Below are 15,273 nucleotides of genomic sequence, written 5' to 3'. Positions count from 1 at the left end.
CGACCCACACCATGCGCATCCTGCTAGCCGAAGACGACCCCCTGCTTGGCGACGGGCTACGCGCGGGCCTGCGCCAGCAGGGTTTTCTGGTGGACTGGGTGCGTGACGGCCTGGCCGCCGAGCGCGAAATCGCCTGCGGCAACCACCAGGCCGCTGTGCTCGATCTGGGCCTGCCCCTGAAAGACGGGCTGGACGTGCTGCAATCCCTGCGGCGGCAAAAAATCAACCTGCCGGTGCTGGTGCTGACCGCGCGTGACGCCGTGCCAGACCGCATCAAGGGGCTCGACCTCGGTGCCGACGACTATGTGGTCAAACCGGTGGACCTGTTTGAGCTGGGCGCGCGCCTGCGCTCGCTGGTGCGCCGCGCCCACGGGCACACGCAGGACCTGCTGACCTGTGGCGCCCTGCAGATCAACCTGGCGGCGCGTACGGTCACGCTGTCGGGGCAACCTGTGACGCTGTCGATGCGCGAGTTCGACCTGCTGCACGTGCTGATGCTCAACGCCCAGCGCGTCATGTCGCGCGAACAGCTGGAGCAGCAGCTCTACAGCTGGGGTTATGAGGTGGAAAGCAACGCGGTGGAGGTGCACATCCACCACCTGCGCAAAAAACTGCAGGCCGACCTGATCCAGACCGTGCGCGGCGTGGGCTACACCCTGGTTGCCGCCAAAGACCCGCTCTGCGGCCCCGTGGCATGAAACTGTTCACGCGCTTGCGCTCGCTGCAGGCGCGTCTGCTGGCGCTGCTATTGGTCATGATCTCGGTGGTGTGGGTATCGGCAGCGGCGCTCACCTGGGTCGATACCCGCGACGAGCTTGATGAGTTGCTCGACGCCCACCTGGCGCAGTCGGCCGCGCTGCTGGTGGCACAGCAGGAGGTTGGCGAGCACCGCGACGAGGGGGCCCGGTCCCGCGGCAGGCGTATTGACGAGGAGGAGGACGACCATCCCGGCGCACCCACCCTGCACAAATACGCCACCCGCGTGGCGTTTCAGGTGTTTCATGAAGACCAGCTGACGCTGCACTCCAGCAACGCGCCCGAGGCCCCCATGTCGACCAAGGCGCGCGGCTTTGCCACGGTGCGTTTCCCCGACGGCCAGGCGTGGCGGGTCTTTGGCGCCCAGGGCAACGAGGGCGATGTCCAGGTCTTTGTGGGTGAAAGAATCAAGTCACGCCAATCCATTTTGTGGGCCGTTTTACAAGGCGTGCTGCAGCCCTTGTTATGGGCCCTGCCGGTGTTGGCCGTGCTGGGCTGGCTGGCGGTGCGCCAGGGGCTGAAGCCGCTGCGCAGCCTGAGCCAGGCGCTGTCCCGGCGCCAGCCACAGGCGCTGGAGCCGCTGGCCATGACCGACACCCCGACCGACATCGCACCGGTGGTGCAATCGCTCAACGCGCTGTTTGAGCGCATGGGCGGTGTGCTTGACGCCGAACGGCGCTTTACCGCCGACGCCGCCCACGAGTTGCGCACCCCGATCGCTGCCATCCGCGCCCAGGCGCAAGTGGCGCTGGGCGCCGGTGACGACGACGCCCAACGCGCCCAGGCCTTGCGCCAAACGCTGGAGGGTTGCGACCGCGCCACGCACCTGGTCACGCAATTGCTGACCTTGTCCCGGCTGGAAGCTGCAGGCGGCCAAGCCGTGGCCGGTGTGGTGAACCTCACCGCCATCACCCAGCGCACCGCCGCCCAACTGGCACCGCTGGCCTTGGGACGGCGCCAGACGCTGGAGCTGGACGCCCCGCAGCCCGCGCTGATCACCGCTGACGACACCCTCACCGGCGTGCTGGTGCGCAACCTGCTCGACAACGCCTTGCGCTACAGCCCCGATGGCGCCCGCGTATCGCTCAGCGTGAGCGTTGCGAAAGGACAGGTGGTGTTGCAGGTGGACGACAGCGGCCCGGGGCTGCCAGAGGCGGAGCGGGCGCGCCTGGGCGAACGCTTTTTCCGCAGCCTGGGCACCACCCAAAGCGGCAGCGGCTTGGGCTGGTCCATCGTGCGGCGCATTGCCCAGGTCTACCAGGCGCAGGTGCACACGGGTGTTTCGGCGTTGGGCGGCCTGAGCGTCACCGTGATCTGGCCAGTTGCGCCAGATCAACGAGCTGCCCAAATTTGATGCAACAAGTGTCAACCTGACACGACAGAATGCGACAATTCGGCCATGACTACCTCCTCCACCCCCACCTTCGCCCCCCTCAAGAACGACACCTTTCTGCGCGCGTGTATGCGCCAGGCGACTGACTACACGCCCATGTGGATGATGCGTCAGGCCGGGCGCTTCCTGCCGGAATACCGGGCCACCCGCGCCAAGGCGGGCAGTTTCATGGGCCTGGCCACCAATGTGGATTACGCCACCGAGGTCACCCTGCAGCCGCTGGACCGTTTCCCGATTGACGCGGCGATTTTGTTCAGCGACATCCTGACCGTGCCCGATGCGATGGGCCTGGGTCTGTCGTTTGCGCTGGGTGAAGGCCCCAAGTTTGCGACCGCCGTGCGTGACGAAGCCGCCGTGGCCAAGCTGGAAGTGCCCGACATGGCCAAGCTGCAGTATGTGTTTGACGCAGTCACCTCGATCCGCAAGGCGCTCAATGGTCGGGTGCCGCTGATCGGTTTTTCCGGCAGCCCCTGGACCCTGGCCTGTTACATGGTCGAAGGCGCAGGCAGCGACGACTACCGTCTGGTCAAAACCATGATGTACAGCCGCCCGGACCTGATGCACCGCATTCTGGAAATCAACGCCGACGCCGTGGCGCTGTACCTCAACACCCAGATTGAAGCCGGTGCACAAGCGGTGATGGTGTTTGACAGCTGGGGTGGTGTGCTGGCCGACGGCGCCTTCCAGGAGTTCAGCCTGGCCTACACCCGCCGTGTGCTGGCCAAATTGCACAAAACCTGGGATGGCGCCACCATCCCGAGCATCGTCTTCACCAAAGGCGGCGCCTTGTGGCTCGACGAGATGGAGCAGCTTGACTGCAACGCACTCGGCCTGGACTGGACCGCCAACCTGACCAAGGCCCGCATCATTGCGGGCGGCAGCAAGGCGCTGCAAGGCAACCTGGACCCGAACGTGCTGTTTGCCCCGCCAGAGAAGATTGAAGCGGAAGTCATCAAGGTGCTCAATGCCTTTGGCGCACCCCACAGCGGCCCGGGCTTTGGACCCACCCACATCTTCAACCTGGGCCACGGCATCAGCCAGCACACCCCGCCCGAACACGTGGCTGCGCTGGTGGAAGCGGTGCACAAACACTCGCGCCTGATGCGCGGCGCCTGTTAACGGCCCTGGCTGAGCCGTCATCGCGGCGGATGCAACATGGTTGTCATGGCGGCCCCGGATCGCGTCCGGGGTGTCAGCACCTGCCATCCTGGCCGTTCGAAGTCATGGATGCCGGGTCGTGGCCCGGCATGACCAGCGGGATGACCGCATCGCGTTTCCACGTTAGGCTTGCCTGGCCGCCTAGCACTTTTCAAGCAGTTTTGACCCACCCAATTGCAAAATTTTTGCTTACTTATGCACAAATTTGGTGTAGCCAAACTGGAACCGGCGACACCGCCCCCAAAGACACTACCAAACAAATAGCAATCGCAAGTGGTTGTTTTATATAGATTTTAATTTTTGCTTCATTTTTGGGCAGGCTAACAAAGGCCTTGATTTACAAGGGCTGGCGGCCACTATTGACGACCTATCAACAAAGTTATCCACAGAAAACTTGGATGACCTTCAAAAGCCCTCAAAATCAACGACTTAAGCTCCATTCCGCAAGTTCACTTGAACAAACCACCCCAAACCGACCCGCAGGTCAACATCCAGATCGCTGTGCTGGTCCACACCCCGGCCTACAGCCAGATGGCCGGGGCACTGACCTACCTGAGCGCGCAACCGCTGCCCGCTGGTACGCTGGTGCGGGTTCCACTGGGGCAACGCGAACTGCTGGGCGTGGTGTGGGAACCGCCCGGCCAACCCGCAGCCGCCGACGCAGCCACCCCAAACACCCTCGACCCGGCCAAGCTGCGCCCGATCGCCGCCGCGCTGGACGCGCTGGCCCCGTTGAGCGCGAGCTGGCGCGCCCTGATCAGCTTTGCTGCCAGCTACTACCAGCGCTCAGCGGGTGAAGTGGCGCTGGCTGCGCTGCCACCGCAATTGCGCGACCTCAGCAGCGTGCAACTGGCCCGGCGCCTCAAAAAGAAAGCGGCGAACCTGAGCAAGGCCCAGGCCGCCAAGGTGAGCCATGGCACCACCAGCGCCGCCTGCCCAGAGGCATCACCAGCGGACCACGCGCCTCCCGACAGCCCCCTGACCACGCCTGATCTGGTCGCCCTCACCCCCGAGCAAACGCAGGCCCTCGACCAATTCCATGCCCAATCCGGGCCGTTCCTGCTGTTTGGCGCCACCGGCAGTGGCAAGACCGAGGTGTTCATGCGCTGCACGGCCGACCTGCTGGCGGGCTCGGACAGTGCCCAGGCGCTGGTGATGGTGCCCGAGATCAACCTGACGCCGCAGCTCGAAGAACGTTTCAAGGCCCGTTTTTGCGCCCAATATGGCGAGGACGCGGTGGTGTCGATGCACAGTGGTTTGACCCCGGCGCAGCGGCTGGCCAGCTGGCTGGCGGCGCACAGCGGGCAGGCGCGCATTGTGCTGGGTACCCGCATGGCGGTGTTTGCGTCGATGCCCCACCTGGCACTGATCGTCGTCGATGAGGAACACGACCCGAGCTACAAAAGCCAGGATGGCGCACGCTACTCGGCGCGCGACCTGGCCGTGTACCGCGCCCGGCTGGACGGCGCCAAGGTGCTGCTGGGCTCGGCCACGCCGTCGCTGGAGAGCTGGTACCACAGCCGCCCGGCAGCGGAGGGTGGGCGTTACCTGCGGCTGGAGATGCCCAGCCGCGTGGGTGCCAACGCCCTGCTCCCCCTGGTGCGGCGCGTGGACATGAACCACCAACCCAAAGGCTGTGTACTCTCGCCACCGCTGCTCGACGCCATTGGCCAGCGCATCACACGCGGTGAACAAAGCATGGTGTTCCTGAACCGGCGCGGTTACGCCCCGGTGCTGAGCTGCGCCGACTGCGACTGGAAAAGCAACTGCCCGCACTGCAGCGCCTTTCGCGTCTTTCACAAGATCGACCGCACGCTGCGCTGCCACCACTGTGGTTTTACCGAACGGGTGCCCCGCGCCTGCCCGGACTGCGGCAGCCTGGACATCGCGCCAGTGGGGCGCGGCACCGAACGGCTGGAGGAACAACTCGCGCTGTTGCTCAGTGACATGCGTCGCCCCGACGGCAGCGCGGTGCGCATTGCCCGCATCGACGCCGACACCACCAAACTCAAAGGTTCACTGGAGAGCCAGCTGGCACAGGTGCATGCGGGCGAGGTCGATGTGCTGGTGGGCACCCAGATGATTGCCAAGGGCCACGACTTTCGCCGCATCACCCTGGTGGCGGCCATCAACCCCGATGGCGCCTTGTTCTCGAGCGACTTCAGATCCCCCGAGCGGCTGTTTGGTCTGCTGATGCAGGCGGCCGGGCGCGCCGGGCGCGACGCCAGCAACACTAGCCGCAGCGAGATGTGGGTGCAAACCTTTCACCCGACGCACCCGCTCTACGAGACGCTCAAGCAACATGACTACCCGGCCTTTGCCGCCTCGCAGCTGGTGGAGCGCCAACAGGCGGGCATGCCGCCGTTCAGCTTCCAGGCCCTGGTGCGCGCCGACGCCCGCACACAAGAAGCCGCCCAGGCCTTTTTGAACAGCGCCAGCAGCGCCTGCGACGGCCTGCCCGAGCTGGCGCCCTGGCGCGAGCACATCACGCTCTACCCGGCGGTACCGATGAGCATCCAGCGCGTGGCCAATGTGGAGCGTGCCCAGATGCTGCTGGAAAGCCCCTCGCGCGCGGCCTTGCAACGCTTTTTGAACGCCTGGCAACCGACCCTGCACGCGATGCGCAGCCAGCCGCAGTGCAAAGGCCTGCTGCGCTGGGCCATCGATGTGGATCCGCTGCTGATTTAACGTGACATTGCGCCGCCGTCATGACTGGCGGTCATCCCGGGCTTGACCCGGGGTCCATTCGGTCGAGGCGTCAGGCCGCTTTGGTGGCCACAATCACCTGGAAATTGCCAAAAAACACGGTGTGCCGCTCGCACGTCACGCCCGGCATGGCCTGCAACTGCCGCACCGGGTCATGGGTGTCCCACAGGGCCAGGCCATAGGGCTCAAACACCTTGAAATACGTCCAGCTCAGCATCCGCAGCAGCCAAGGCCGGGGCCGGTGAAACTCGGCCAGGTACAGCTTGCCGCCCGGCTGCAGCACCCGCATGGCTTCGTTCAACGCGTCAATCTTCAGGTGGTGCGGCAACTCATGCAGCAGGAAAAAGATCACGTTGGCGCTCACCGAGCTGTCCGCCTGCTTCATGGCCACGGCGTTGTCGCGAAAGTAGTCAATCTTGCCGGTGTAGGCGGCCAGCTTGCCTTTGGCGTGGTCGAGTTCGTTCTGGATGAGGTCAGTCACCACCACCTTCGCCACCCCGGCGCTCACAGCCGCCTTAACCACGCGTGGCATCACATTGCCAAACGCGCAAGAGGTGATCAGCACCTTCTTGCCCTTGAGGTCGGTGCGTTTGAGCCCGTGGGTAATGACCGACACCAGGCTGCTGTACTGAAACAGCAGGATGGCGGCAATCACTGGCTGAAAATCCACAATCCGGATCAGCCGCATATTCGAATACAGCGGGTAAACATGGGCCGATGCGTGCTGCATGCGCCCCATGGCGGCCCGCACCAGCAGGGTGCCGCGCGTCAGCACAAAGAAGAAGAGGGCAAAACTGGCCAATGCCGCTACGACACCCAACACGGTATAGGTCATCCAGGGGAACATTTTTTTCCTTTGCGATCAACACTGATCGACGATGCTCTGCAGTTGATAAAGCGTCAGGTTACCCGCTTCTGAGGCCGGGTTACTTGAGTTGTGTCAGGTATTTGCGACATACCCGGGCCATCCAGCTGCCAATCGAGGTCATCCAGCGACCCAAATGGCGACGACGCGCGCCAGGGCGCCGATCTGGTCACTGCAACCAGGCCACCGCCAGCGAAAACGTCACGAATGCGGCCGCGGTGGAGACCAGAATGATGCGCGCCACCCGCCCGTTGTCCGCGCCAAAGCGCTCCGCCAGCAGCGACACATTGCTGGCACTGGGCAGCGCCGCCACCAGCACAATCACCGTCAGCGTCGAGGGCGCCAGCGGCAGCCCAAGATGCATCAGCAGCGACCCCAGCCCCAGCACCAACAGCGGGTGCAGCAGCAGCTTGGTCACAGCCACCGGCAGGTAGTCGCGCAGCAGCGGCACGGGCGCCTGGCCCGCCGCCGCCAGCATGTGCGAACGCGCCAGCACCGCACCGATGGTGAACAGCGCCACCGGCGACGCGGCATCGGCCAGCATGTCCACCACTTTCATCACCGGTCCAGTCAACTCAAAACCCAGCACCGGCACCAGCGCACCGAGCAGAATCGACCACGGCATCGGGTTGGTCAGCACACCTTTGAGGGCATTTTTCAGCGCCTTGGCCACACCGTTCTCGTCAGCGCCATCGAGCCGGGACAGCGCAATACACAGTGAAGTGATGACGATCATGTCAATGACCATGGTCAAAATCGCAGGCCCCGCGGCCTGCGCGCCCAGCAGCGCCACCAGCAGCGGCACCCCCATGAAGCCTGAGTTGGGAAACGCCGCCACCAGCGCGCCAAAGGCCGCGTCGTTCCAGCCGATGCGCGCGCTCAAACTGGTGGCCACGGTGACAGCCACCAACATCAGCCCGCACAGCAACCAGACCAGCGCCACCCATGGGTCCAGCAACTGGCCAATCGGCGTGTTGGCACCAAAGCGGTACAACATACACGGCAACGCAAAAAACAGCACAAACCCGTTCAGCCCGGCGATGACGTCCAAGGGCAGCAGCCGCCCACGCGCCGCCAGGTAACCGCACAGCACCAGCGCGAAAAAGGGGAAGGTGAGGGTGAAAATGTGCAGCACAGGTGAATTGTCGTCGGGCCACTGAACGCGCCCGCCAGCGCACCAGCCCGCTCGGGCAGCGGCCGCACACCGGCCGAACCCGTCAGGGGGTGTGGCACGGTCAGGCCGATATGATGGCCGCTTTTGCGCATTGACCCATGGCTTCTTTTCTTACCCAGGCATGGAACCGCCTGCGCGGCCAACCCCAAGGCGTCAGCCGTGCTGCGCCCCACCACGTTGCTGCCACAGCGCCAGTGGCCGACGCCTCTGCCGCGCCTGCCACGCAGGGCCACGGGGTATCACCGGCGGGCTTGGGCGCGCGCCGCCCAATCATCGCGGCCAGCGGCGGCGTGGTGGGTTTTGAGTTTCGCGTCCATCAGGATGTGCGCCAGCGCTTGGCGCGTGCGCCCAACCCTGGCGCACAAGCCGCTTATGCCACAGCGGTGCTGGCGTCGGCGCGCCTCACCGCGGTTGACCAGCGCCTGGGGCTGGCCCGACTGCCCGCCCACTGGCTGCAAGCCAAGATGGCGGCGCAGGTGGGCCCGGGGGTCATGGTGGCGCTGGAGTCGCCCACACCCACCCAGGCTGACAGCAGCGAATGGCTGCCCGCCATCGTGGCTTTGCGCGAGGCCGGTGCCCGCGTTGGTTGGGCAGCTGACTTGGTGCTGGCGCTCCAGCCAGACTTTGTGCTGCTGCACCAAGGCAGCCAGGACATGGACGCGGTGCTGGCACCCATCGCGCACTGGCCAGGCGATCTGCTGAACCTGCCCAAGGTGCTCACCGATGTCGGGCACCTGGAAGACCTGGAGCTGGCGCTGTCCAGTGGCATCGCGTATGTCTGCGGTGCGCTGGTCCAGCGCACGCCTGCCACCCCCAGCGACGTGCTGCCGCTGCCACCGCAGGCGCGCCGCATCGCCACGCTGCTTCAAATGATCATCAACGGCGCGTCCACACAAGCCCTGGTGGAACACATCAAGGGCGATGTCGGTTTGTCCTTCAGGCTACTCAAACGCCTGAAAGCCGCTGAGCTGTCCCACCTGCAGGACTGCGACAGTGTCGAGCAAGCCGTGCAATTGCTGGGGCGCAACGAGCTGTACCGCTGGTTGTCCATGTTGTTGCTGGGCGCCTCCAGCAAGCGCCGCACCAGCCTGGCGCTGCAAGAGGTGGCGCTGTGGCGCGCCCGGCTGCTGGAGCTGTTGGCCATTCAGCAGCAACAGCCGGCACCCGGCCAGTTGTTTGCACTTGGGCTGGCCTCCATGCTGGGACCGCTGCTGGGCATCAGCCGCCAGGAGGTGGTGGCGACCCTCAACCTGAACGCCCAGGGTCGCCAGGCACTGCTCGACAACAGCGGCCCGTGGGCGCCTTATCTGCAGGTGGTGCAAAGCCTGGAAAGCCACGCCGCCGACGCAGCCAGCCCGTTCGCACAGCCCGCTGAAGGCCAGCCCAGCGTGAGCGAAACCTCTGAACAAGCCTGGCAGTGGGCCAGCGCCAACATGGCACAGGCGCAGAAAAACTGAGTGCACTGGTGTACGCGGCCGCCAAGCCCCGCGGTTGGCATCTGGGTATGATTCGCCCCCTTCTGCGCGTTTCTCCCCCATGTCCACCTCCTTCAATACCGGTCTCAACCTCGCCCAGCAGGACGCGGTGAACTACCTGCACGGGCCCTGCCTGGTGCTGGCCGGGGCGGGCTCGGGCAAAACGCGGGTGATCACGCACAAGATTGGTCGGCTGATCCAGTCCGGCGTGGCAGCCAAACGCATTTTTGCGATCACCTTCACCAACAAGGCCGCCGCCGAAATGCGCGAGCGCGCCAAGGGGCTGATTGGTCGGGCCGCCAAAGACGTGGTGATCTGCACCTTTCACGCGCTGGGCGTGCGGCTGCTGCGTGAAGACGGCGCGGTGCTGGGGCTCAAACCGCAGTTTTCGATTTTGGACAGTGACGATGTCACCAGCATCCTCAAGGACGCTGGAGGCAGTGTTGACGCGGCCACCGCGCGCAGCTGGCAATGGACCATCAGCCTGTGGAAAAACCAGGGGCTCAACGCGGCCAGCGCTTTCGCTGCTGCCGCCAACGACAACGAGCGCATCATCGCCCGCGTGATGGCGCATTACGAAGAACGGCTCGCCGCGTTTCAGGCGGTGGACTTTGACGACCTGATTGGCCTGCCGCTCAAACTGCTACAACAACACGAGCAGGTCAGGCAGAAGTGGCAAGGGCTGGCGGGTCATTTTTTGGTGGACGAGTACCAGGACACCAATGCCACGCAGTACGAGATGCTCAAACTGCTGGTGGGTGGCAACGGCCCCGAGCAGGCGCGCTTCACCGCTGTGGGGGATGACGACCAGTCGATTTACGGCTGGCGCGGTGCCACGCTGGACAACTTGAAGAAGTTACCGATCGACTTCCCCAACCTCAAAGTCATCAAGCTCGAGCAAAACTACCGCTCCACCTCCGCCATCCTGCGCGCGGCCAACAATGTGATTGGCCCCAACCCCAAGCTGTTCCCGAAAAACCTGTGGAGTGACCTCGGCGAAGGTGAGCCGGTGCGGGTGGTCGATGCCGACAGCGAAGAACACGAGGCCGAACGCGCCGTGGCGCGTATCCAGAGCCTGCGGGCCAACGGCCTGCCCCACGCCGGGCCGCAGTTCAAGGAATGGCGCGACTTTGCCGTGTTGTACCGCGCCAACCACCAGGCCAAACCGTTTGAGAAAGCACTGCGCAAAGCGCAGATTCCGTACAAGGTATCAGGTGGCACCAGCTTCTTCGACCGCGCCGAGGTGAAAGACCTGTGCGCCTGGTTTCGGCTGTGGATCAACAACAACGACGACCCGGCGTTTTTGCGCGCGGTGACCACGCCCAAACGCGGCATTGGCCACCAGACGCTGGGGCACCTGGGCGACTTTGCGTCGCGCTACAAACTTAGCATGTTTGGTGCCTTGTTCTCGTCGAGCCTGAGCAGCGTGATCTCGGGCAAGGCGCTGGGCAGCCTGCACGAGTTTGGCCGCGAGGTCAACGACCTGGAGTTCCGCGCGCGCCACACCTTGGGTGCCGAGGCCGCCAAAAGCTTTCTGATGGACTGGCTCAAAGACATTGGCTACGAGCAATACCTGTACGACGGGGAAGACAGCGAACAGGTGGCCAACGCCCGCTGGAGCAATGTGCTCGACTTCATCGACTGGATGAGTGGGCGCTGCGGCGGGCAGATCGACGACGCCTCGGGTGTCAACGCGGTCGGAGAAGTCAAGTCGCTGCTGGAGGTGGCGCAGACCGTGTCACTGCTGTCGACCATTTCCGAGCAGGAAAAAGACCAGAACGTGGTCACACTCTCCACCCTGCACGCTTCCAAAGGACTGGAGTGGCCGCATGTGATGCTGGTCGGCGTGACCGAGGGCATGTTGCCCTTCAAGCTGCGCGACAACCCCGACGCCGAATCGGCCGGACCGACCAGCGCGCTGCAGAAAGCCCAGGCGATGGAAGCCGCCAACGCGTCGCTGACCACCCACCTGCAGGAAGAACGCCGCCTGATGTACGTGGGCATCACCCGCGCCCAGCGCAGCCTGGCGGTGAGCTGGACCCGCAAACGCAAAAAGGGCCGCGAGATGGTGCAGGCCCAACCCAGCCGGTTCATTGAAGAAATGGGCTTGGACCAGGCCACCGTCAAAGAAGACCCACGCGCCAAACTCAAGGCCCTGCGCGCCGAATTTGCCCAGAAGGCCGCCGACGGCGCAGCGGCACGGGCGCAGACGCGCCCCTGACACGCTGATGGGTCCACGCTAGCCCGCCCAACCCGCGCCCGGCGCGATAGAGGGTCAACACCGGGCGCGCGGCCCCGGTGCACCTTGGCACAGTTCTCGCGTGCATCCACCGTGACCCTGTTCGCCAGCGCACAGACCGCTGGCCGGTGCGTTTTTACAGTGTGGCGTCCTGAAAATCCGGCTCCGCCCCGGCTAACCCTTACCTGAGACGACCATGAACGACGACCTGAGCCCCCTTTTCTCGCCAGCCAGCCAGCCGCCGCCCTTGCAAATGCGCCTGGGTTTTGAGATGGTGTACGACTGCCCGGCGCCCACCCCCATGATCCTGGCGCTGCACGTGCACCATTCGCGCGCAGCCGACCTGGTGCGCCCGGACCGGCTGGTGACCCACCCGCCCGTCCCCGTGACGGCTTACCACGATATGTTTGGCAACTGGTGCAGCCGCATCGTGGCGCCGCCGGGCCGCTTTGTGGTCAGCACCGATGCGCTGATCAACGACAGCGGCTTGCCGGATGTGGTGGCGCCATGGGCGATGCAGGTGCCGGTGGAACAGTTGCCCGAAGAAACGCTGGTGTACCTGCTGGGCAGCCGCTACTGCGAGACCGATCAGCTGTCCGAGACCGCCTGGCAACTGTTTGGCCACGGCCCCACCGGCTGGGCACGGGTGCAGGCCATTTGCGATTTTGTCCACCGGCACATCGAGTTTGGCTACCACCACGCCCGGCGCACACGCACTGCCTGGGAGGCCTACAAGGAAGGCCAGGGGGTGTGCCGCGACTATGCCCACCTGGCGATTGCCTTTTGCCGCTGCATGAACATTCCGGCGCGCTACTGCACCGGCTACCTGGGCGACATCCGCATCCCGCCGATACCGGCGCCGATGGATTTTGCCGGCTGGTTCGAGGCCTATCTGGGCGACCGTTGGTACACCTTCGATGCCCGCAACAACACGCCGCGCATTGGCCGGGTGCTGATGGCACGCGGGCGTGATGCCTGTGATGTGGCGCTGGCCAGCACCTTCGGGCCCAACACCCTGATCAGTTTCACCGTCCGGGCCGAGGAAGTCAGCCCCACCTGAACCGCGACCCGGCCACGCTACCCGATCGGGGCGGGTGGTGTCTCGCGCGTCGCCATGTCGGGATGGATCAGGTGGCGCAGCAGCCCGCGTAATTTGGCCGGGCGCACTGGCTTGCTCAGCAGCACCAGCCCGGCCTCGCGCACCCGCTGGGTCACGTGGGGCTGGGTGTCGCCGCTGATCACACAGGCAGGCAGGTCGCGCCCGGACTGCACCCGCAAGGCCTGGATGACGTCCAGCCCATTCAGGTTGCCCGCCAGACGGTAGTCACTGACGATCACATCCGGCCACGGCTTGGCCTGGCACAGCGCCTGCGCCGAGGCCAGGTCTTGCGCCACCCGCACCTGGCAGCCCCAGGCGGCCAGCAACCCGGCCAGCGCATCCCGGTTCATGGCATCGTCTTCAATCACCAGCACAGTGGCATTGGCCAGATCGTTTTTTCCCGTCGCCCCTGCCAGCGGCTCAGGCGCTGCGCTGGGGCGGGGGCTGGCCAGAGGCAGGGTCAGCCGGTAGGTGGTGCCGCAGCCCAGGTTGGAGCGCAAAGTCAACGGCAAATTCAGCAGGCGGCAGCAGCGCTGCACGATGCTCAAACCCACACCCAAGCCCTGGCGCCGGTCGCGCTGCGGGTTATCCACCTGGTAAAACTCCTGAAAGACCCGCTCGTGGTCCTGCGGTGCCATGCCAATGCCGCTGTCGCGCACCTCGATGTGCAACTGCCCGGCGTTTACGGCCTGGCGGCAGGCCACCAGCACGCTGCCATGATGGGTGTAGCGGATGGCGTTGCTGACCAGGTTGCGCAGAATACGCTGCAGCAACACCGGGTCGCTCTGGACCCAGGCGTTGCACGGGCGCACCCGCAAACGCAAGCCTTTGGCGCTGGCCTCGGCGGCGTAACCGTTGCGCAGCGAGGTCAGCACGCCGTTGATGGCAAACGGCCGGATCTGGCTTTGGGTGGACTCAGCGTCCAGCCGGGACAAGTCAAACATGCCGTCCAGCATCACCTGCATGTCGCGCACCGCCTCAAAGGCGCGGTCCACCAGGTGGCGTGCAGGCGGTGCCAGCGGCATGGGCAGCAACTGCGACATGAACAGACCCAGCGCGTGGGCGGGCTGGCGCAGGTCATGGCTGGCAGCTGACAAAAAGCGCGACTTGGCCTCATTGGCCGACTCGGCCATATCCTTTTTGGCTTGCAAAAACGCGCTGTGCTGCTGCTGCAGCCGACTCGCCGTGGCCAGTCGACGCATGGTCAACCAGCCCATGCCCAGGGTCAACACAATCAGCAGCGTCGAGGTCAGCGCGTAAACCAGCGTGAAGCGGCGGATCTCCTGCAGCGAGGCGGTGGCGCGCGCGGTTTCCACATGGTAGGCGTCCAGCGCCAGGCGATGTACCTCGGTGCGCAACCCCTGGCTGTCCTGAAACAGCTGGCGTGCCACCGCGGGGTCCAAAAAGGCCGGCACCTCGGTCAGGTACAGGTCGGCCCGGTCAATGTGGGCATTGGCCGCTGCCAGCGCCGTCTGAAAACTCGGGCGCGATTGCATGACCGTGCCGATGTCAACGCTTTGCAAAAGCTGCACCTGGCTGACAAAGATGTTGTACTGGTTGCTCAGGTCTTCCAGCAACCTGGGCGTGCTGCCCTGGCCCTGCACCTCCCGCAAGGCGGCCTGGTAGTTGCCCAGTTGCAGCTCCAGCTTGGAGAAACCCCAGGCCAGATTGCCCTGGCCTTTGATGGTGGCGCGGGTGACATGGTCAATCTGCTGGTATTGGAACCAGCCCAACCCGGCCACCACCAGCAGGGTGGCAGCGGCCACCACCAGCAGCAGATAGCGGGTGGGTTTCTGAATGCCCTGTAACCAGCCCGACCAGTGTCGGCGCGGGCTCGTCACCGGCTCAGGGGGTGACAGCGACATCACTCCACCACAATGCGTTGGAGCTGCCAGACACTGCGGCTGTAATACACGTCGGTATGCAGCTCGTCGGGGTACTGGTCAAACGGGTACATCAGCAAGACCGGCCCCAGGGTGCGCACCTTGAGCGAGCGACCATCGGCGCGCAATGCAACCATCGGGTTGTAACGCCCGACATCACTCATGGGAACCCGCGCCTCAAAATAGTCCAGCGCGTGCAGATGCAGCGTGCTGCCGCGTGCCCCCACGGCCTTGAGCAGCGTTTTCAGGGCCACCCCCGAGTAGATCACCGGCTGGCTGTGCCACTGGCTGCGGGTGGTGAAGCTCAGCACCGGCAAGGCTTGCAGCATGGCAGCGTCAAACTGCGCGCCCTGGGGCGAGTTACGCTGGGTGATCTGGCCGCTCACGGTCAAAACGATGGGGCCCTGTGGTTTGGCCAAGCCCTGCGCCTGGGCACCCAGGCACAGCATCATCCCAACGATGCTGCACAACCAGCGACCCACACCCTTGCCTCGGCTTGTTTTCACCTGACTCCTTGTTGTTCAA

Annotated in this window: 11 protein-coding genes; 7 read left to right on the top strand and 4 right to left on the bottom strand. The window is 64.9% G+C overall.

Features of this window, described 5'->3' with window-relative positions; translation table 11 throughout:
- The first annotated feature begins 11 nt into the window (after nt 1–11).
- The 4 genes from LHU53_RS14735 (at nt 12) to priA (ending at nt 5,995) form a co-directional block, all read left to right on the top strand.
- Nucleotides 12–698 carry a response regulator transcription factor gene (locus LHU53_RS14735; protein WP_227333413.1) on the top strand — a complete coding sequence of 229 codons (687 nt, stop codon included), beginning with the start codon at nt 12–14 and terminating at the stop codon, nt 696–698.
- Nucleotides 695–2,110, top strand: coding sequence for an ATP-binding protein (locus tag LHU53_RS14730; RefSeq protein ID WP_227333412.1), 1,416 nt, complete (start codon nt 695–697; stop codon nt 2,108–2,110). The genes LHU53_RS14735 and LHU53_RS14730 overlap by 4 nt, the downstream gene beginning before the upstream one ends.
- 45 nt (nt 2,111–2,155) lie before the next feature.
- Nucleotides 2,156–3,268, top strand: a complete 1,113-nt coding sequence (hemE, locus tag LHU53_RS14725; RefSeq protein ID WP_227333411.1) for a uroporphyrinogen decarboxylase — start codon at nt 2,156–2,158, stop codon at nt 3,266–3,268.
- Nucleotides 3,269–3,838: 570 nt separating this feature from the next.
- Nucleotides 3,839–5,995, top strand: a complete 2,157-nt coding sequence (priA, locus tag LHU53_RS14720; protein WP_370632324.1) for a primosomal protein N' — start codon at nt 3,839–3,841, stop codon at nt 5,993–5,995.
- A 70-nt stretch (nt 5,996–6,065) separates the two neighbouring features.
- Here priA and LHU53_RS14715 read toward each other — a convergent pair whose 3' ends face one another.
- Together LHU53_RS14715 and LHU53_RS14710 are read right to left on the bottom strand one after the other, a co-directional pair.
- Nucleotides 6,066–6,860: a class I SAM-dependent methyltransferase gene (locus tag LHU53_RS14715; RefSeq protein ID WP_227333410.1), complete on the bottom strand. Its 795-nt coding sequence runs from the start codon at nt 6,858–6,860 to the stop codon at nt 6,066–6,068.
- 187 nt (nt 6,861–7,047) lie between these two features.
- The gene (locus LHU53_RS14710; RefSeq protein ID WP_227333409.1) at nt 7,048–8,013 is read right to left on the bottom strand and encodes an AEC family transporter; all 966 of its coding nucleotides are present in this window, start codon (nt 8,011–8,013) and stop codon (nt 7,048–7,050) included.
- A gap of 137 nt (nt 8,014–8,150) precedes the next feature.
- On the opposite strand from LHU53_RS14710, the gene LHU53_RS14705 reads away from it, so the two are divergent.
- The 3 genes from LHU53_RS14705 (at nt 8,151) to LHU53_RS14695 (ending at nt 12,826) form a co-directional block, all read left to right on the top strand.
- A complete protein-coding gene (locus LHU53_RS14705) occupies nt 8,151–9,509 on the top strand; it encodes an HDOD domain-containing protein (protein WP_227333408.1) in 1,359 nt (452 codons plus the stop codon).
- 79 nt (nt 9,510–9,588) lie between these two features.
- A complete protein-coding gene (locus LHU53_RS14700; protein WP_227333407.1) occupies nt 9,589–11,748 on the top strand; it encodes an ATP-dependent helicase in 2,160 nt (719 codons plus the stop codon).
- A gap of 214 nt (nt 11,749–11,962) precedes the next feature.
- Entirely contained in the window at nt 11,963–12,826 is an 864-nt protein-coding gene (locus LHU53_RS14695) for a transglutaminase family protein (protein WP_370632313.1), read from the top strand.
- Nucleotides 12,827–12,843: 17 nt separating this feature from the next.
- Here LHU53_RS14695 and LHU53_RS14690 read toward each other — a convergent pair whose 3' ends face one another.
- Both LHU53_RS14690 and LHU53_RS14685 read right to left on the bottom strand, forming a co-directional pair.
- Complete coding sequence (locus LHU53_RS14690; protein WP_227333406.1) at nt 12,844–14,730, bottom strand: hybrid sensor histidine kinase/response regulator; 1,887 nt, start codon at nt 14,728–14,730, stop codon at nt 12,844–12,846.
- The gene (locus LHU53_RS14685; protein WP_227333405.1) at nt 14,730–15,254 is read right to left on the bottom strand and encodes a hypothetical protein; all 525 of its coding nucleotides are present in this window, start codon (nt 15,252–15,254) and stop codon (nt 14,730–14,732) included. The genes LHU53_RS14690 and LHU53_RS14685 overlap by 1 nt, the downstream gene beginning before the upstream one ends.
- Nucleotides 15,255–15,273 lie beyond the last annotated feature (19 nt).

The sequence above is a fragment of the Rhodoferax sp. U2-2l genome (assembly GCF_020594515.1).
Taxonomy (GTDB): domain Bacteria; phylum Pseudomonadota; class Gammaproteobacteria; order Burkholderiales; family Burkholderiaceae_C; genus Rhodoferax.
This window is presented reverse-complemented; position numbering and strand designations above follow the sequence as displayed.